Annotated in this window: 19 protein-coding genes; 8 read left to right on the plus strand and 11 right to left on the minus strand. The window is 67.4% G+C overall.

The genetic code is table 11. The features are described 5' to 3' along the window. Positions 1-9: 9 nt before the first annotated feature. The 4 genes from ACLBV5_RS01525 to ACLBV5_RS01540 are packed head-to-tail and all read left to right on the plus strand — an operon-like array spanning position 10 to position 2,885. Complete coding sequence (locus ACLBV5_RS01525; RefSeq protein ID WP_025977137.1) at positions 10-408, plus strand: HesB/IscA family protein; 399 nt, start codon at positions 10-12, stop codon at positions 406-408. A 1-nt stretch (position 409) separates the two neighbouring features. Next, positions 410-1,399 (plus strand): methionine ABC transporter ATP-binding protein, encoded by a 990-nt coding sequence (locus tag ACLBV5_RS01530; RefSeq protein WP_447604620.1) that lies wholly within the window; start codon positions 410-412, stop codon positions 1,397-1,399. Then, positions 1,399-2,055 carry a methionine ABC transporter permease gene (locus tag ACLBV5_RS01535; RefSeq protein WP_253121063.1) on the plus strand — a complete coding sequence of 219 codons (657 nt, stop codon included), beginning with the start codon at positions 1,399-1,401 and terminating at the stop codon, positions 2,053-2,055. The genes ACLBV5_RS01530 and ACLBV5_RS01535 overlap by 1 nt, the downstream gene beginning before the upstream one ends. Before the next feature lie 20 nt (positions 2,056-2,075). Continuing rightward, positions 2,076-2,885 (plus strand): MetQ/NlpA family ABC transporter substrate-binding protein, encoded by an 810-nt coding sequence (locus ACLBV5_RS01540; RefSeq protein ID WP_253121062.1) that lies wholly within the window; start codon positions 2,076-2,078, stop codon positions 2,883-2,885. 291 nt (positions 2,886-3,176) lie between these two features. Here the strand turns inward: ACLBV5_RS01540 and ACLBV5_RS01545 are convergent, their stop codons facing one another. From ACLBV5_RS01545 to ACLBV5_RS01555, 3 genes are all read right to left on the minus strand, one after another. After that, positions 3,177-3,968: a lysophospholipid acyltransferase family protein gene (locus ACLBV5_RS01545; RefSeq protein ID WP_447604621.1), complete on the minus strand. Its 792-nt coding sequence runs from the start codon at positions 3,966-3,968 to the stop codon at positions 3,177-3,179. 49 nt (positions 3,969-4,017) lie between these two features. Next, on the minus strand, positions 4,018-5,076 hold the full coding sequence (locus ACLBV5_RS01550; protein WP_025977132.1) for a GGDEF domain-containing protein: 1,059 nt from the start codon (positions 5,074-5,076) through the stop codon (positions 4,018-4,020). A gap of 80 nt (positions 5,077-5,156) precedes the next feature. Next, positions 5,157-6,647, minus strand: coding sequence for a DEAD/DEAH box helicase (locus ACLBV5_RS01555; protein ID WP_447604622.1), 1,491 nt, complete (start codon positions 6,645-6,647; stop codon positions 5,157-5,159). 223 nt (positions 6,648-6,870) lie between these two features. Here ACLBV5_RS01555 and ACLBV5_RS01560 point away from each other — a divergent pair, with 223 nt between their 5' ends. Then, complete coding sequence (locus tag ACLBV5_RS01560; protein ID WP_025977130.1) at positions 6,871-7,242, plus strand: hypothetical protein; 372 nt, start codon at positions 6,871-6,873, stop codon at positions 7,240-7,242. A gap of 95 nt (positions 7,243-7,337) precedes the next feature. Here the strand turns inward: ACLBV5_RS01560 and topA are convergent, their stop codons facing one another. Further along, positions 7,338-9,974 (minus strand): type I DNA topoisomerase, encoded by a 2,637-nt coding sequence (gene topA, locus ACLBV5_RS01565; protein ID WP_447604623.1) that lies wholly within the window; start codon positions 9,972-9,974, stop codon positions 7,338-7,340. A gap of 152 nt (positions 9,975-10,126) precedes the next feature. Between topA and ACLBV5_RS01570 the strand changes: the two genes are divergently transcribed. Next, positions 10,127-10,312: a hypothetical protein gene (locus ACLBV5_RS01570; RefSeq protein ID WP_134580910.1), complete on the plus strand. Its 186-nt coding sequence runs from the start codon at positions 10,127-10,129 to the stop codon at positions 10,310-10,312. On the opposite strand, the gene dprA is transcribed toward ACLBV5_RS01570, so the two are convergent. The 7 genes from dprA to ACLBV5_RS01605 form a co-directional block, all read right to left on the minus strand. After that, positions 10,309-11,397, minus strand: a complete 1,089-nt coding sequence (dprA, locus tag ACLBV5_RS01575) for a DNA-processing protein DprA (RefSeq protein WP_447604624.1) — start codon at positions 11,395-11,397, stop codon at positions 10,309-10,311. The two genes, ACLBV5_RS01570 and dprA, sit on opposite strands and share 4 nt — an antisense overlap. Beyond that, on the minus strand, positions 11,394-12,032 hold the full coding sequence (gene plsY / locus ACLBV5_RS01580; RefSeq protein ID WP_303682806.1) for a glycerol-3-phosphate 1-O-acyltransferase PlsY: 639 nt from the start codon (positions 12,030-12,032) through the stop codon (positions 11,394-11,396). Before plsY ends, dprA begins: the two co-directional genes overlap by 4 nt. A 14-nt stretch (positions 12,033-12,046) precedes the next feature. Beyond that, the gene (gene pyrC / locus ACLBV5_RS01585; protein ID WP_029972485.1) at positions 12,047-13,357 is read right to left on the minus strand and encodes a dihydroorotase; all 1,311 of its coding nucleotides are present in this window, start codon (positions 13,355-13,357) and stop codon (positions 12,047-12,049) included. Then, complete coding sequence (locus ACLBV5_RS01590; protein ID WP_447604625.1) at positions 13,354-14,337, minus strand: aspartate carbamoyltransferase catalytic subunit; 984 nt, start codon at positions 14,335-14,337, stop codon at positions 13,354-13,356. Before ACLBV5_RS01590 ends, pyrC begins: the two co-directional genes overlap by 4 nt. Before the next feature lie 23 nt (positions 14,338-14,360). Beyond that, complete coding sequence (locus tag ACLBV5_RS01595) at positions 14,361-15,284, minus strand: AEC family transporter (protein ID WP_447604626.1); 924 nt, start codon at positions 15,282-15,284, stop codon at positions 14,361-14,363. A 1-nt stretch (position 15,285) separates the two neighbouring features. Then, positions 15,286-15,750 carry a Holliday junction resolvase RuvX gene (gene ruvX, locus ACLBV5_RS01600; protein ID WP_134580891.1) on the minus strand — a complete coding sequence of 155 codons (465 nt, stop codon included), beginning with the start codon at positions 15,748-15,750 and terminating at the stop codon, positions 15,286-15,288. 198 nt (positions 15,751-15,948) lie between these two features. Beyond that, positions 15,949-16,248 (minus strand): DNA-binding protein, encoded by a 300-nt coding sequence (locus ACLBV5_RS01605; RefSeq protein ID WP_134580889.1) that lies wholly within the window; start codon positions 16,246-16,248, stop codon positions 15,949-15,951. 172 nt (positions 16,249-16,420) lie between these two features. Between ACLBV5_RS01605 and gatC the strand changes: the two genes are divergently transcribed. Next, positions 16,421-16,708: an Asp-tRNA(Asn)/Glu-tRNA(Gln) amidotransferase subunit GatC gene (gene gatC / locus ACLBV5_RS01610; protein ID WP_447604627.1), complete on the plus strand. Its 288-nt coding sequence runs from the start codon at positions 16,421-16,423 to the stop codon at positions 16,706-16,708. Positions 16,709-16,711: 3 nt separating this feature from the next. Further along, complete coding sequence (gatA, locus tag ACLBV5_RS01615) at positions 16,712-18,190, plus strand: Asp-tRNA(Asn)/Glu-tRNA(Gln) amidotransferase subunit GatA (protein ID WP_447604628.1); 1,479 nt, start codon at positions 16,712-16,714, stop codon at positions 18,188-18,190.

Consider the following 18,190-nt stretch of genomic DNA (forward strand, 5'->3'; position numbering starts at 1 on the left):
GAGGCCCTGATGACCGAGCTTCAGACCACGACCCGACCCCGACGCCCCCGGCCCAAGGCGGTGACCCTGACGGACGCTGCCGCCGCGCGCGTGCGCGAGATCATGGACAACGCTGAGAAAGACTATGTCGGCCTTCGCGTCGGCGTGAAGAACAGCGGCTGCGCGGGGCAGGAATACACCTTCGCCTATGCCGAAGAGATCCAGCCGCTGGACGAGGTGGTCGAGGATAAGGGCGTCACCATCCTGATCGAGCCCAAGGCGGTCCTGTTCCTGATCGGCACCGAGATCGATTATGAGGTGACGAAGCTCGCCTCGAAATTCATCTTCCGCAATCCGAACGAGACGGACGCCTGCGGTTGCGGCGAGAGCGTCACCATCATCCCCGCCGCTGCTCTGGACGCCGACTGACATGATCCGACTGGAGGGGGTGACCCGGCGCTATCGCAGCGCGGCGGGCGACCGCACGGCGCTGGACGCCGTCGACCTGCATGTTGCGCGCGGCGAGGTGTTCGGCGTGGTGGGCCGTTCGGGGGCGGGCAAGTCCACCCTGATCCGCGCCATCAACCGGCTGGAGACGCCCGACGCGGGCAAGGTCTTCGTCGACGGGCAGGAGATCACCGCCCTGAACCCCGCCGAACTGCGCGCCGCGCGGCGCCGCATCGGCATGATCTTCCAGCATTTCAACCTGCTGAACGCCAAGACCATCGAGGACAATGTCGCCTTCCCCCTGAGGCTGGAAGGACGGCCCGAGGACGAGGTGAAGGCGCGCACGGCCGAACTGCTGGCGCAACTCGGCCTCGCCGATCACGCCAAGAAGCACCCGGCCCAGCTGTCTGGCGGCCAGAAGCAGCGCGTCGGCATCGCCCGCGCCCTGGCCTGCGGGCCCAGCGTCCTGCTGTGCGACGAGGCGACCAGCGCCCTGGACCCCGAAACGACCGAAGACATCCTTACCCTGCTGGACGGGCTGAACCGCGACCTGGGGCTGACCATCGTCCTGATCACCCACCAGATGGAGGTGGTGCGCCGCGTCTGCGACCGCGTGGCGGTGCTGAAGGACGGACGGATCGTGGAGCAGGGCGCGACGGCTGACGTCTTCCTGCATCCGCAGCACGCCGTGACCCGCGCCATGCTGGCCGAGGGCGAGGAGGCGATCGACGCCTCGGTCGCGCCCGCCGGGGCGCGCATGGCCCGCCTGACCTTCCGCGGCCCCTCGACCTATGAGCCGGAACTGAGCCGCGTCGCGCGCACGGCGGGCGTCGACTATTCGATCCTGTCGGGCCGCATCAGCCGTATTCGCGGCGAGCCCTACGGCCAGATGATGGTGGCCTTCACCGGCGGCGACGCCGAGGCGGCTCTGGCGCAACTGGCCGCGCGCGGCGTCGTGGTGGAGGCGGTCTGATGTTCGCCAATGTGGACTGGGCCGATATCGGCAAGGCGACGGTCGACACCCTGCTGATGCTGGGCGGGTCGCTGGTGCTGACCGTGATGCTCGGCGTGCCGCTGGGCGTGCTGCTGTACCTGTCGGGCAAGGGGCGGCTGGCCGCCAATCCTGTGCTGAACGCCGTCCTGTCCTTCGTGGTCAATGTGCTGCGTTCGGTGCCCTTCATCATCCTGCTGATCGTCATGCTGCCGCTGACGGTGCTGCTGGTCGGCACGTCGCTGGGCGTGGCGGGCGCCATTCCGCCGTTGGTGGTCGGGGCCGCGCCCTTCTATGCGCGTCTGGTCGAGACGGCCCTGCGCGAGGTGGACAAGGGCGTGGTCGAGGCGACCCAGGCCATGGGCGGCTCGACCTTCCAGATCGTCACGCGCGCCCTGCTGCCCGAGGCCATGCCGGGCATCATCGCCGGCGCGACCGTCACCGCCATCGCCCTGGTCAGCTACACCGCCATGGCGGGCGTGGTGGGGGCGGGCGGTCTGGGCGACCTGGCCATCCGCTTCGGGTATCAGCGCTTCCAGACCGACGTCATGGTCGTGACCGTAGTTCTGCTGCTGATCCTCGTACAAATTCTGCAGATGATCGGCGACCGTCTGGTCGCTAAGGTCTCGCACCGCTGATTTTATCGAAAGCCCGCTTCATGATCCGCCGTTCGCTGCTGCTGTCCGCCGTTGCTGTTCTGACGCTCGCCGCCTGCGGTCAGGGCGCGGACAAGAAGGCGGGGGCTGAAGGCGCGCCCCTGCTGGTCGGCGCCACCGCCGTGCCGCACGCAGAAATCCTGGAGCAGGTGAAGCCCATCCTTGCCGCCGAAGGCGTGCCGATCGAGATCAAGGTCTTCAACGACTACGTTCAGCCCAACGTGCAACTCGCTGAAAAGCGATTGGATGTGAACTACTTCCAGACCAAGCCCTACCTGGACGAGTTCAACACCGCGCGCGGCACGAACCTGATCACGGTCGCCGGCATTCACGTCGAGCCGCTGGGCCTCTATTCGCGCAAGCATAAGGCGCTGGCCGATCTGCCGAACGGCGCCCAGGTGGTTCTGCCCAACGACGCCTCCAACACCGGCCGCGCCCTGCTGCTGCTGCAGGCGGCGGGCCTGATCACGCTGAAAGACCCGCAGAACCCGCTGCAGACGGTGCGCGACATCGCCACCAATCCGAAAGGGCTGAAGTTCCAGGAAGTCGAGGCCGCCACCATCCCGCGCATCCTGCCGCAGGTCGACGGCGCGGTGATCAACACCAACTACGCCCTCGACGCCGGGCTCAAGCCCAAGACCGACGCCCTTCAGCTTGAAGGCGCCGACAGCCCCTATGTGAACTATCTGGTCGCCCGCCCCGACAATCAGAACGACCCGCGCGTTCAGGCTCTCGCCAAGGCCCTGCGTGGTCAGGCGATCAAGGACTTCATCGCCTCGAAATACGAAGGCGCGGTGATTCCGGCGGCCTGACAGGCTGCATTGTCGTAACGCTGTTTTTCAAGTAAGCCTTACTCTTTATCCGGGAGGGCGCATTGTGACGTCTATGAAGCGCAGCGTTGTTCTTGTTTTTGCAGCCATCGGGGCCGCCATTGGTCCGCTTGTCGTTCTGAGGGACGCGCTATTCAGCTCTGAGACCGACTGGAGCGGGCACTGGTGGATCGTCGCTGCGCTGACCGCAGCGGCGGCGTGCTCAGTGATTGGCGGGCTGGTTGGCTTGGCCGTGAAGATGATCCTAGCTCGCATTCAGCCTCAATAGACGCTTCACGCCGCAGTGGATTGCTGCGTTTCAAGCGTTTTGCTCATTTCGTTCGGGTGTAGCACCAGGATAGCCGGCCTGACCGGCTGCCCGTTCGCCTCGGCGATCAGTTCGGCCGTCTTGCCTTCCACCGCAGCTTCCAGCCGGTCCAGAAACTCGGCTTTCTGCAGGCCTGTCGGGATCGGTTCGAGGAATTCGAGCGTCGCCGTGCCGGGGTTTTTGTGGAACTCCTCCAGCGGCCAGAACAGGCCCAGATTGGTCGCCAGCGGCACGACCGGCATGTCGAAGTCGCGATACATGTGCCAGACGCCCGAGCGATAGCGGAACTTCTCGCCGACCCGGGCCAGATGCCCTTCCGGATAGATCAGGATCTTGCGCCCCTCGCGATTGGCGTCGGCGGCGCGTTCCTTCAGGGCGGCGCGGGCCGCGTGGCCGCCGCAGTTGTTGACAACGATGGCGCCCAGCTTCTTCAGCACCGCTCCCAGCAGGGGGAACTTCTCCAGATGGTCGCCGGTGACGAAAGCCACGTCGTCAAACTGGTCATAGGTGGCGAAGCCGTCGCCCCAGCTCTGATGCTTTGAGGCGATGATGAAGGCGCCTTGCGGCAGGCGTTCCTTGCCGCGCGTCTCGATGCGGATGCCCGCGAACAGCTTCATGGCCTGCACCATGCGCCGGACATAGCGGCGGATGATCCAGCTCGTGGCCGTGCGGCCCGGCGCCAGTGCCGCAAAGGCCGCGGCCAGGCCGTAGGTGATGGAAAGCGCCCAATAGGCGATGTTGAACAGCAGGCTTCGCATCGGGCGACTATGCCAGCAAGCGTCTCATAGGCGAGCTTAAAGTGAAGCCTCAGGCGGCGTCGGATACGGCCTCGGCGGCGGCGGTCACCTTGTTGCGCCCGCTGCGCTTGGACGCGTAGAGCGCTTCGTCCGCCCGCGCCAGCAGCTGCCCGGCGCTTTCCCCGGCGCGACGCACGCCAAAGCCGACCGATATGGTCACGGCGCCCAGGTCGTCGTTGGTCGAGCGGCGCCGCAGGGCGCGGGAGGCTATTTCCTCGCGGATCGCGTTCAACGCGGCCTCTATTGCGCCCGCCGTTTCACCTGGGAAGATGACTGCGAATTCCTCGCCGCCATAGCGGGCGGCGATACGCGGCGCGCGCGACACGCGTCCCAAGACGCTGCCGACATAGCGCAACACCTGATCGCCCGTCTGGTGCCCCCAGGTGTCGTTGAACCGCTTGAAATGGTCGATATCGATGATCGCAAGGCCGAGCGAGCCGCCGCCGTTTTCCGCCTGATCGCATAGCCGCAACAGGTGTTCATCGAACGCCTTGCGGTTGGCCAGATTGGTCAGGGCGTCCGTCATCGCGTCGCGGCGCACCTGCTCCATATGATCGCGCAGCTTGGTGACTTCGCGATTCGAGGATTCCAAACGGCGTTCCAGCGCGGCGGTATGACGTCGAATCCGGCGCGTCGCATCCGCCAGACACGCGACCAGATCGGTAAGATCGTCCGGGGTCCCTGAATTGGCCATGCGATCGGCGGCCTCGGCCAGGGTGTTGCCATAGGTGGCCTGGCTTTCGCGGGCCTTGTCGATGGCGCCGGCCACTGCGGCGAGCTCGCGATTCAGCACGGCGCCGGCGTCGCGGATTTCTTCGGACAGGCGCCCGCGCGGCAGGAATTCGGCGGCGAGCATTTCCGCCGTCGAATCGGTGAAGGGCGCGCCCGTGGCGAGCAGCCGCGAAATCTCCTGCCCCAGGGTTCCCTCGGGATCGCCCAGATAGTGAAGCCACAGCTCAAAATTCAGCGGCGTCGGCCAGACTGAGGCCGCCTGCATGGCGTCCACGGCGCGATGCGCCAGAGCATAGGCTTCCGGACTGCGAACCGTCGTTTCCACCTGCGTGGTCATGCCTGAACTGCCCCTGCGCTGCGTCATCCGGCAAGCTATACCGGTCTTCCGTAACGCAGGGTTAAGTTCGCAGACCCGCCTTATCCGGCCAGAACGACCGGACGACGCAGGAAGGCCGGGACATCATCGCCGAAAGGATTTCCGGCGAATGACGCGGGCTGACGGTCTTCCGGCTGTTTAGCCTTTTGGGGCGTCTTCTGGGGCGCTGGCGTGGTCTTGGCCTCGGTCTTCTTGCGGCTGCGCGCGCGTTGAGGCGCCGCTTCGGCTTCGGGCGCTGGCGTCGGCGCTGTTTCAATCAGCGTTTCGGCCTCGATGGGGGCTTCTTCGACCGATCGACGCGAGCGGCTGCCGCGTTCGCTGCGTTCGCTGCGTTCGCCCCGTCCACGGCCGCGGCTTGAGCGGCTGTCGTCGCGGGGGCGGTCCTGGATGGAGGCGAAGTCGATACCGTCCAGCGGCAGTTCAACCGGCTCTTTCTTGATCAGCTTCAGCACCTTGTCCAGCGACTTGTCGTCGGACGGCGTCACGATCATGAAGGCCTCGCCCAGGCGTCCGGCGCGGCCGGTGCGGCCGATGCGGTGGACGTAGTCGTCGGCGTGGTGCGGAACGTCATAGTTGAAGACGTGGCTGACCGCCGGGATGTCGAGGCCGCGCGCGGCGACGTCGGAGGCGACCAGCAGCTTCAACGCGCCGCTGCGGAAGTCGGCCAGGGTCTTCGTGCGCAGCGATTGGTCCAGGTCGCCATGGATCGGCGCGGCGTCGAAACCGTGGACCTGCAGAGACTTGGCGACAATGTCGACTTCCGACTTGCGGTTGCAGAAGACGATGCCGTTCTGGACGTCGCCGCGCTGCACCAGGGCGCGCAGCGCCGTGCGCTTGGCCTTGGGGTCCGAGGTCGGCAGGCGGGTGATGTGCTGGGTGATGGTGTCGGCGGTCGTCGCCGGGCGCGACGCCTCGATCCGGGTGGGATCCTTGAGGAACTGCTGCGTCAGGCGCGTGATCTCCGGCGGCATGGTCGCCGAGAAGAACAGGGTCTGGCGACGCGGCGGCGTCAGTTTGAAGATGCGCTCGATGTCGGGGATGAAGCCCATGTCCAGCATGCGGTCGGCCTCATCGACCACCATCAGCTCGACGCCGGTCAGCAGCATCTTGCCGCGATCGAACAGGTCCAGCAGGCGGCCCGGCGTGGCGATCAGCACGTCCACGCCCTTGTTCAGGGCGGCGACCTGGTCGCCCATGGACACGCCGCCGATCAGCAGCACCCAGTTCAGCTTGGTGCCCTTGGCGTATTTGGCGAAGCTCTCGGCCACTTGGTCGGCCAGTTCGCGGGTCGGGGCCAGCACCAGGGCGCGCGGCATCCGGGCGCGGGCGCGCCCCGAGGCGAGGCGGTCGACCATAGGCAGGGTGAAGGCCGCCGTCTTGCCGGTGCCGGTCTGGGCGATGCCGAGGACATCGCGTCCGGCCAGGGCCACCGGGATGGCCTGTTCCTGGATCGGAGTGGCGATCGTGTAGCCGGTGTCGGCGACCGCCTGCAGGGTCGTGGGCGAGAGGCCCAGTTTAGAAAACTCAGTCATATAGTCCTGAAGGGACGGAGGATAACGTTCGCAAACGCCGTTAGCTGACGGAACCGCCCCTCGTGGGCGAGCGGGCGGCGCGCATCGCCAGTCCTGTTCCGAGCCTGAGGCGGTATATGGAAAGCCCTACTCGTCAGTCAAGTATTTCTGTTTGCACGGCTCAGCTTGGCAAGGGCGTTGCGGGCTGTATGTTCCGCCGTGGAGACAGGGAGAGGCAGATCGTATGCGCACAGCCGTATTGATCGCGGTGATGCTTGCCGCGCCGCTTGGCGCCCAGGCGTCGGATCGCGGACGGGGCGTCGAAGCCATGCAGGCGACCTTTGGAAATACTGTCGTTTCCCACTATCCCAACGGCAACTGGGTCAAGCACTGGTTTGATCGTGACGGGGCCTATCGCGCCCTGTTTTCAGACGGGCGTCGTCTGACGGCGCGCTGGGCGCAAGAGGACGACAAGATCTGTCTGAATGAGATCCGTCCCCGCATGATCATTTCGCGCTTCTGCACGCCCTATATCGAAGTCTCAGTGGGCGAGACCTGGTCGGGGCGCGATCCTTTGGGGCGCCGCGTTCGCAATGAGCTGGTCGCGGGGCGGTAGATTAAATACCCGCTCGTCCCGGCGTCTGCCGGGATGAGCGGTAATGGGAACAGAAGCAGGAAATGCCCCCGTTCCGTGAGAACGGGGGCTTGATTCTATTCCGCGTCTGCGGCCTTAGCCGCCTTCTTGGCCGGAGCCTTCTTCGCGGCCGGCTTCTTGGCTGCGGGCTCCTTCTTGGCCGCAGGCTTCTTCGCAGCCGCCTTCTTGGCGGGCGCCTTCTTTTTCGGCGCGGCGCCGGCCTTGGCGGCCAGCAGGGGCAGGGCGGCCTCCATCGTCATGTCTTCGGGCGCCGTGCCCTTGGGCAGGGTGGCGTTGATCTTGCCTGACTTGACGTAGGGGCCGTAGCGTCCGGCCATGACCTGCACGGCCTCGCCCGTTTCCGGGTGGGCGCCCAGTTCCTTCAGCGGCGCGGCGGCCGAGGCGCGACCCGCACGACCCGCACGCTTTTCAGCCAGCAGGGCCACGGCGCGGTTCAGGCCGACGTCGAACACCTCTTCGATGTCGGCGACATTGGCGTAGGTGCCCGCGTGCGCCACGAACGGGCCGTAGCGGCCCAGGCTGGCGGTGATCATCTTGCCGTCTTCGGGGTGCGGGCCCACGTCGCGCGGCAGGCTGAGCAGGCGCAGCGCCTTCTCAAGATCCATCGACGCCGGGGTCCAGCCCTTGGGCAGGGACGAGCGTTTGGGCTTTTCCGCGTCCGGCGGCGTGGTTTCGACATAGGGGCCGAACCGACCGATCTTCAGATGCACCGGCTGGCCGGTCGCCGGATCGACGCCCAGTTCGCGGTCGCCGCTCTCCGCGCCGCCCTCGGCCGCGTCGGGCGAGGCCACCGGGCGGGTGTATTTGCACTCCGGATAGCGCGAGCAGCCGATGAAAGCGCCGAAACGGCTGGTCTTCAGGCTCAGCTGGCCTTCATGACAAACCGGGCATTCGCGCGGGTCCGCCCCGTCGCCCTTGTCGGGGAAGATGTGCGGGCCCAGGGCGTCGTTCAGGTGATCCAGGATAGCCGTGGTGCGCAACTCGCCCGCAGCCTGGGTCGCGGCGTGGAAGTCTTGCCAGAAGCGGCGCAGCAGGGTCTTCCAGTCCAGATCGCCCGCCGACACCTCGTCCAGCTGCGTCTCCAGCGCGGCGGTGAAGTCGTATTCGACCCATTTGGCGAAGAACTGCTCCAGGAAGGCCGTGACCAGCCGCCCCTTGTCCTCTGGGAAGAAGCGGTTCTTGTCCATGCGGACGTATTCGCGGTCGCGCAGGGTCGTCAGGATGGAGGCGTAGGTGGACGGACGGCCGATGCCCAACTCTTCCAGCTTCTTGACCAGGGTGGCTTCCGAGAAGCGCGGCGGCGGCTCGGTGAAATGCTGGTCGGTGCGGATCGCCTCGACCTTGGCCTTGGCGCCTTCCTTCAGCGCGGGCAGGCGGCCGCCTTCGTCCTCGTCTTCCTCGGCGCCTTTCTGCTTCTCGTCCCGGCCTTCCTCATAGGCGGCGATGAAGCCGTCGAAGGCCACGACCTGGCCGGTGGCGCGCAGGCCGGTCTGACCGTCGGGGGTCTCGATCTCGACCGTGGTGCGGTCCAGGCGCGCCGATTCCATCTGCGAGGCGATCATCCGCTTCCAGATCAGCTCATAGAGCCGCTGCAGGTCGCTATCGAGCCGCAGGGTGTCGGGGCTGCGCAGGATGTTGGTGGGACGGATGGCTTCGTGCGCTTCCTGGGCGTTCTTGGCCTTGGTCTTGTAGTAGCGCGGCTCGGCCGGGACATAGGCCGGGCCGAAACGCTGGCCGATGGCCTCGCGCGCCTGAGCAATGCCTTCAGGCGTCACATAGACGCCGTCGGTACGCATGTAGGTGATCAGGCCGCCGGTGTCGTCGACGCCCTCGTACAGCTTCTGCGCCGCCTGCATGGTGCGCTGGGCGGTGAAGCCCAGCTTGCGCGCGGCTTCCTGCTGCAGGGTCGAGGTGGTGAAGGGCGGGGCGGGGGACCGCTTGGCCGGCTTCTTCTCGACCGACTTGATGGTGAAGTCGCCGCTATGGACGGCCTCGCGCGCGGCCATGGCCATGGCCTCGGACACGATGTCCAGACGCTGGACGCGCTTGCCTTCGTGCTTGACCAGGCGGGCGGTGAAGGGCGGGCTGTCGGCGATCAGGTCGGCCTCGACCGACCAGTATTCCTGAGCCTTGAACCGCTCGATCTCCATCTCGCGGTCGACGACGATGCGCAGGGCGACCGACTGCACCCGACCGGCCGAACGGGCGCCCGGCAGCTTGCGCCACAGCACCGGCGACAGGTTGAAGCCCACCAGATAGTCCAGCGCCCGGCGCGCCAGATAGGCGTCCACCAGCTCCATATCCAGCTGGCGCGGGTTGGCCATGGCCTCCAGCACCGCCGACTTGGTGATGGCGTTGAAGGTGACGCGCTGGACGTCCTTGTCCTTCAGCGCCTTCTTCTTGTTCAGGATCTCCAGAACGTGCCAGCTGATCGCCTCGCCCTCGCGGTCGGGGTCGGTGGCCAGGATGACGCGGTCGGCGGCCTTGGCGGCCTCGGCGATCTCGGACAGGCGCTTGGAAGCCTTGGCGTCGACCTCCCAGTGCATGGCGAAATCATCGTCGGGCAGCACCGAGCCGTCCTTGGACGGCAGGTCGCGGACGTGGCCGTAGGAAGCCAGAACCTTATAGTCCGAGCCCAGGTATTTATTGATGGTCTTGGCCTTGGCGGGGCTCTCGACGATGACGAGATTCATGGCGCTCTATCGGGGAAAAGGGGGCGCGAACGTGGTTGCGGCGCGCTCGGAAGTCAATCGGCGCATTTTAGTTGGGCAACCTTTCCGGGTAACGCGAGTTTGCAAACCATTTTAAGTTGTGTTCCTCTGAGGCGTTCTCGGGAGGGTTGACGATGAGCCAAACAGCACAGCGACGCCGCCAGGCGCCAAGCCCGGATCTGACGGACTATCCGGTTCGTGAATATGTAGCCGCCATGGCTATGGAACTGGCCGGCATGGCCCGCTGGGACGGGGACGAACGGTTGGCCGGCATTCTTGAAAACGCGGCGGATCTGGCCCGCCGCACCGCCCCTGCCTAGACCGAGGCCATGCCGCCGGGCAGCAAGGTCGCCCGCCCTGCGAGATCAAGCTCCAGCAGGGCGGCGGCTGTTTCCGCGATTGACAATCTCGCCGCTCGCGCCAGTTCGTCGCGGCTGACCGGCGAGGGGGACAGCAGGGCTTCTACCCGTTCCAGCACGTCGTCTTCGATCTGGTCAGGTCGGCCGGCGTCGAACGGCGAATCAGCGGGCGACTCTCGCAGGGTTCGCAGAGAGGCGAATGCCCGCTCGATGTCCTCCATCCCTTCACACAAGATAGCGCCCTGGCGCAGCAGTTCGTTCGGCCCTCTGGAGCGGGGGTCCAGCGGCGAGCCGGGCACGGCGAAGACGTCGCGGCCCTGTTCGCCCGCCAGCCGGGCGGTGATCAGCGAGCCTGAGCGGATTTCCGCCTCGACCACGACCACGCCACGCGACAGGCCCGAGATGATGCGGTTGCGGCGCGGGAAGTCGCGCGCCTGCGCCCGCGCGCCGACAGGGCTTTCCGAGACGATGCACCCGCGCTCGGCGATCTGGCGATACAGGTCGGCGTTGTCGGACGGATAGACGTCGTCCACGCCGCCGCCCAGAACGGCGATCGTGCCGGTGTCCAGAGCGCCAAGGTGCGCCGCCGCATCGACCCCGCGCGCGAGGCCCGAGACGACGACGTGACCGCTTTCACCCAGTTGTTGCGCCAGTCCGCGCGCGATCCGCTGGCCGCCGGCCGAGGCGATGCGCGCGCCGACGATGGCCATGCAGGGCCGCCGCATCAGCGCCGGGTCGCCAAGGGTCCACAGCAGAGGCGGCGGCGGATCGACGGCGGCGAGGGCTTCGGGATAGGCGGCCTCGCCCCACAGGATCAGTTGCGCGCCGATACGGGCGCCCGCCTCAAGCTCGGCCTCGACGGCGTCGGGCGCAGGTATGGCGTAGCCAGAGCGTCCCCGATTGCGGATCAGGTCGGGCAGGGCGTCCAGAGCGCGCTCGGCCGAACCGTACCGCTGGAGCAACTGGGAAAAGGCCACGGGGCCGACGCGGTCGGTCCGGGCGAGCCGGAGGCGGGCGAAACGCTCTGCCTCCGACAGGGGCGTCACGCCTTCTTCGCCCCGATCTTGGGCTCGGCGCCTTTGAGCAGGCGGCCGATGTTCTCATGGTGGCGGATGAAGATCAGCACGGCGGTGAAGACCGCCAGGACCAGGATGGGCGCAGGCGCAGGCAGGCCCAGCGCCGGCAGGGGCAGCAGGGCGTAGAGCGGCGTGAGCGCCGCCGCCGCCAGGGCCGACAGCGAGGAGTAGCGCAGGGCGAACGCCATGATCAGCCAGGTCGCCGCCGCCAGCAGGCCCAGCGGCCAGCACGCGGCCAGGATCAGGCCGAAGAAGGTCGCCACCCCCTTGCCGCCCTTGAACCCCAGCCAGACCGGGAAAAGGTGGCCCAGAAAGGCCGCGCCCCCGGCGATGGCGCCGGCGACGTCCGTTCCCAGCAGATGCCGCGCGATCAGCAGGGCGACCGCGCCCTTGCCCGCATCCAGGATCAGGGTGGCGATAGCCAGATCCTTGCGCCCGGTGCGCAGGACGTTGGTCGCGCCGATGTTGCCCGAACCGATGTTGCGCACGTCGCCCGCACCCGCCGCGCGGGTCAGGATGACGCCGAAGGGAATGGAGCCCAGCAGGTATCCGCCAATAGCCACAAGCCCGAGCGTAAGGAGCGCCGGCCCCGCCAGATCCTGCAAGTGATTCGCTCCCCTTAACGTGCGTCGTGGACGATGCGGCCCGAAACGACGGTGAGCAAGACCTTCCCTTGCAGTCGCCGCCCGTCAAAGGGCGAATTCTTCGATTTGGAGCGAAGCGTCGCGGCGTCGATCACCACCGGCGCCCCCGCGTCGAACAGCACCAGATCGGCGGGCGCCCCTTGCGACAGCTCACCAGCTTCCAGCCCCAGCAGGGCTGCGGGCCCCTGCGTCAACGGCCGCAGCACGTCCAGCAGGTCGACGCCGTATTCGTGGTGCAGCGTCAGGGCGGCGGGCAGCAGGGTCTCCAGACCCACCGCGCCCGGCTCGGCCTCGGCGAACGGGCGGCGCTTGTTCTCGGCCGGTTCGGGACAGTGGGCCGAGGTGATGACGTCGATCAGGCCGTCGCGCACCGCCTCGACCAGGGCCTGCCGGTCGCTCTCGGCGCGCAGGGGCGGGTCCAGCCGGTAGAAGGTGCGATAGTCGCCGATGTCGATTTCGTTGAAGCACAGGTGATTGATCGAGGCCGAGGCCGCGACCTCCAGCCCGCGCGCACGGGCGCGGGCCAGCGTCTCCAGCGCGCCCTCGGTCGAGATCTGGTCGATCAGGAAGCGCGCGCCGGTCTGCTCGACCAGGGCCAGGTCGCGCTCAAGCTGGATGCGCTCGGCGATGGCGGGCGCGCCGGACAGGCCCAGCCGGGTCGCCAGCTCGCCGGAGGTCGCCACCGCGCCTTCCGACAGCCACGGCTCGGTCGGACGGCAGGCGATCAGGGCGTTGAACGAGGCGGCGTAGCTCATGACCCGTTGCAGGGTGCGGGTGTTGCGGATCACCCGGTCGCCGTCGGTGAAATAAAGGGCGCCCGCCTCATGCATCAGGCCGATCTCGGCCATGCGCTCGCCGTCACGGCTTTGCGTCGCCGCGCCCGCCGCGCGGACGTGGACCAGATCCAGCGCCGCGCCGCGCCGCTGGATGTGGTCGATCATGGCCGGGTCGTCGATCGCCGGATCGGTGTCGGGCTGGACGACGATGGTGGTGACGCCGCCCGCCGCCGCCGACAGGCTGGCCGACTTCAGCGTCTCCTTGGGCTCGTTGCCAGGCTCGCCGGTCTTGACCCGGATGTCGATCAGGCCGGGCGCCAGGCAGCGGCCCTCGGCGTCTATGATCTGCACGCCCTCGGGGCGCTGGGTCGCCTGTCCGTGGATGACCTCGACGATGCGGCCGTCAGCGATCAGGACCGCGCCGGGACCGTCATAGTCGCTGGCCGGGTCCAGCAGGCGGGCGTTGACAATGGCCAGAGCCTTGGGGGCGATAGGTTGAGCGGCGGTCATGCGGCGCCTCCCGCGCGGCGGTGGGCGAGGGCGGCCAGAACGGCCATACGGGCGGCGACGCCCATCTCGACCTGATCCTGGATCAGGGAGACGCTCAGGTCGTCGGCCACGTCGGAATCGATCTCCACGCCCCGGTTCATCGGGCCGGGGTGCATGACCTTGGCGTTCGGGCCGGCCCAGGCCAGCTTTTCGCGGTCCAGACCCCAGAAGCGGAAATACTCGCGCGTCGAGGGGATCAGGGCGCCCGCCATCCGCTCCAGTTGAAGGCGCAGCATCATGACCACGTCGCAGCCGGCCAGGCCTTCCTTCATGTCGTGGAAGACCTCGCAGCCCCAGCGGTCGGCGTCGCCGGGCACAAGCGTGGGCGGGCCGATCAGGCGGACCCGCGCGCCCATCATCTGCAGCAGGGCGACGTTCGAGCGCGCCACGCGGCTGTGGGCGATGTCGCCGCAGATGGCGATGCTCAGCCCGCCCACGTCGCCAAAGGCGCGGCGGATGGACAGCAGGTCCAGCAGGGCCTGTGTGGGGTGCTCGTGGCGGCCGTCGCCCGCGTTGACCACGGCGCAGCCGACCTTCTGCGACAGCAGGTCCACCGCGCCCGAAGACGCATGGCGCACCACCAGAATCTCCGGCTTCATGGCGTTCAGCGTCACGGCGGTGTCGATCAGCGTCTCGCCCTTCTTCACTGAGGAAGAGGCGACCGGCATGGTCACGACATCGGCGCCCAGACGCTTGGCCGCGATCTCGAAAGAGGAGCTTGTCCGCGTCGAGTTCTCGAAGAACAGGTTCACGACCGTCTGGCCGCGCATCAGGTCCACGCCCTTGGCCGATTGCCTGTTGAAGTCGACGAAGGCGTCGGCCAGGTCCAGCAAGGCCAAGGCGGCCGGCGGATGAAGATCTCCGGCGGCGAGGAAGTGGTCGCGAGGAAACGGCGTCAGCCGTTCCTTGATGAGATCGGTGACAGGCGCTGCGTGGGTCATTGAGACGCCGTAATAGGCGGGACTCAGGCCAGATGGAATAGCAGCAGGGCCGTAGGGATGCCGATGACCGAGAATACCGTGGTCGCCGCGATGATCCCGGCCATCAGCGGCGCGTCTCCGCCCATCTGACGCGCCAGCACATAGGCTGAGGCGGCGCCGGGCGCGGCGCCGCACAGCAGGGCGATTCCCTGGGCCATCTCATCGCCGCCATACAGGCGCGCCAGCTGCCACATGGCCAGCGGCGTCAAGATCATCTTGACCACGACCACGGCGCCGACCGTGACGCGGGTGCGCGCCAGTTCGCGGAAGCTGAGACCTGCGCCCGCCACGATCAGGCCCAGCGGCAGGGCGGCCGACCCCAGCAGCTGCAGCGTCTCCGCCACGCCCGGCGGCTTGGGCGCGCCCGAAAAGTTCAACGCCAGCCCCAGCAGACAGGCCAGCAGGATGGGGTTGGACATCATCGCCCGGAACAGGGCCTTGGGCGAAGCGCCGCGCTGGTCGGCGCCCCATTTGGCCAGGACGATGACGCTCAGGATGTTGCTGACCGGGATCATGGCGGCGATGACCACGGCGGCCAGGCCCACGCCTTCCAGCCCGAACGTCGCCTGCACGACTGGAAGGAAGACGAAGCTGTTCCAGCGGATCATGCCCTGAAAGACGCTGGTGTAGGCCGGGCCGCTGAGGGGCAGCAGCGGCTTGGACAGCAGGGTCAGGGTCGAGATGATGATGGAGACCGTCACGGCGGCGGCGCCCGCCGCGCCCGCGGCCGATCCTGAAAGGTCTGCGTTCCAGATCGCCGGGATCAGGAAGCCGGGATAGAGGACATTGATCGCCAGCTTCTCGATCGGCCGCCAGGCGGCGTCGGGCAGATAGTCCGACTTCTTCAGGCCATAGCCGAGCGCCAGCAGCAGGAAGACCGGCAGGACGCCCGCAAAGATGGCCGCCATATCAGGGGCGCAGCCGGTCCAGCGCGCCCTGCAGGATCCAGGCGGCGGCGGTGCGGTCCACCACATCGGCGCGGCGCTTGCGGGTCAGGTCCAACTCGTCGATCAGGAAACGCTCGACCGCCGTGGTCGACAGCCGCTCGTCCTGAAAGGCCACGTTGACCGGCCGGAACCGTTCCAGATTGCGGGCGAAGGCGCGGCACGACTGGGCGCGCGGCCCCTCGGTCCCGTCCATGTTCAGCGGCAGGCCGATGACCAGCGCCGAGACCTTGCGGCCGTCCATGATCTTGAACAGCTGTTCGGCGTCCTGGCTGAACTTGGTCTTGCGGATCAGCTCCAGCGGGCTGGCGATGATGCGCCCGGCGTCGGAGGCGGCGACGCCGATGGTGTTTTCGCCCAGATCCAGACCCAGCCACGGGGTGTTGGGCGGGCAGGCGGCGGACAGTTCGGAAAGGTCAAAGACAGGCACGAGGGCGCGTTAGGGCCAGATGAGGCGCGTGTCAAAGCGCAGGCCCTTTGACTCCCGCTCATCCCGGCGGACGCCGGGATCCAGTGCTTTGGCGACAAACGGATGGTTGGGCCGCATTGAGCAGTATCTGCGAACGTCTGCACGTGGGCTCTTACTGGATCCCGGCGTCCGCCGGGATGAGCGGTGAGGGGGAGTAACTCACACGTCGTCGTCCCCGACCGGCCCGCCTTCATTCTCCATGCGCCGGATCGAGCGGACTTCCTTGCGCGTGAACTTCAGCCGCACGCCCAGGCCGCCGTCGTCCTCGCCCAGGAACACGGCGCCGCCTTCCTCCAGCGCGGCCTGCAGGCGGCTGCGCGCCTCCTCGCCCGGGTCGACGTTCTCGCGCTCGAAGTCGGCCAGAATATCGACCGTCAGGCCGGACAGGCGGGCCACATGGTCGCGCGGCCATTGCACCAGGGCGCGGGCGGCGCGGACTTGGGGGCCGGTGATCTTCATGGTCGGGTCTCCTTGTAAGGCGAGCCTTCATCTTCGCGGCGGGCGGTCTGTCAGGATAGGGGGCCTTTGGTCGCCATGGTCAAGCTGGACGAAGTGCGGCGCCCGATCCTTGTCGAACCGGCGTTGAAACGCTAATCCCGCCCCCTCAGACTCTCATGCTTTGGAGGGCCGCATGGCCATCGACGCCGCGACGGTGCGCAAGGTTGCGCATCTCGCCCGCATCAAGACCCCCGAGGACCGCCTGGAGCCGCTGGCCCAGGAGCTGAACGGCATCCTGCAGTGGATCGAACAGCTGGACGAGGTGGACGTGCAGGGCGTCGAGCCGATGACCTCCAACGTGTCTCAACCCTTGCGTCTGCGCGACGACGTGGTGACGGACGGCGACAAGGTCGCCGACGTCCTGTCCAACGCGCCCAAATCCGCCGACGGCTTCTTCATCGTGCCCAAGGTCGTGGAGTAAGTCATGACCGATCTGACCAAGCTGACTCTGGCCGACGCCGTCGACGGCCTGAAGGCCAAGACCTTCTCGTCGGAAGAGCTGACCCAGGCCTTCCTGACCAATATCGAGGCCTCCAACCCGACGCTGAACGCCTATATCGAGGTGACGGCGGACAAGGCCATCGAACAGGCGCGGGCCTCCGACGCCCGTCTGACCAAGGGCGAGGGCGGGGCGCTGGAAGGCGCGCCGCTGGGCATCAAGGACCTATTCTGCACCGAAGGCGTGCAGACGACCGCCGCCTCCAACATGCTGCGCGGCTTCGTGCCGCCGTATGAATCGACGGTCACCGCCAATCTGTGGCGCGACGGGGCGGTCATGCTGGGCAAGCTGAACATGGACGAGTTCGCCATGGGCTCGGCCAACGAAACCTCGGCCTTTGGTCCGGTGAAGAACCCGTGGAAGGCCAAGGGTTCGGACGCCGAACTGACGCCGGGCGGTTCGTCCGGCGGTTCGGCCGCGGCCGTGGCTTCCGACCTGTGTCTGGCCGCGACGGCTTCTGACACCGGCGGCTCGATCCGCCAGCCCGCCGCCTTCACCGGCACGGTCGGCATCAAGCCGACCTACGGCCGCGCCAGCCGCTTCGGCATGGTGGCCTTCGCCTCGTCGCTGGATCAGGCCGGGCCGATCACCAAGACGGTGAAGGACGCGGCCCTGCTGCTGAAGTCCATGTGCTCGTTTGACGCCAAGGACTCGACCAGCCTCGACGTCCCGACCCCCGACTGGACCCAGTCCGTCGGCCAGTCGGTCAAGGGCCTGCGCATCGGCGTCCCGGCGGAATATCTGATCGACGGCATGTCCGAGGAGATCAAGGCGCTGTGGCAACAGGGCGTCGAGTGGCTGAAGGCCGCCGGCTGCGAGATCGTCGAGATCAGCCTGCCGCACACCAAATACGCCCTGCCGACCTATTACATCGTGGCCCCGGCCGAGGCGTCGTCGAACCTGGCGCGCTATGACGGCATGCGCTTCGGGCATCGCGCCGAAGACTTCTCGTCGCTGGACGACCTCTACGCCGCCTCGCGCGCCGAGGGCTTCGGCAAGGAGGTCCAGCGCCGCCTGACCATCGGCGCCTATGTGCTGTCGGCGGGCTTCTACGACGCCTATTACGTCAAGGCGCTGAAGGTGCGTCGCCGCATCGCCGAGGACTTCGACAACGTCTGGGGCCAGGTGGACGCCATCCTGACGCCGTCCACCCCGTCGGCCGCTTTCGCCATCGGCGACAAGCAGATCGACCCGCTGACCATGTATCTGAACGACGTCTTCACGGTGACGACCAATCTGGCCGGTCTGCCGGGCATTTCGGTGCCTGCCGGACTGAACAGCGAGGGCCTGCCGCTGGGCCTGCAGGTTATCGGCAAGGCCCTGGACGAAGCGACCGTCTTCCAGGTCGCGGGCGCCCTCGAAGACGCGGCGGGCTTCGTCGCCAAGCCGGACCGTTGGTGGTGA

The organism is Brevundimonas sp. M1A4_2e, from assembly GCF_053345555.1.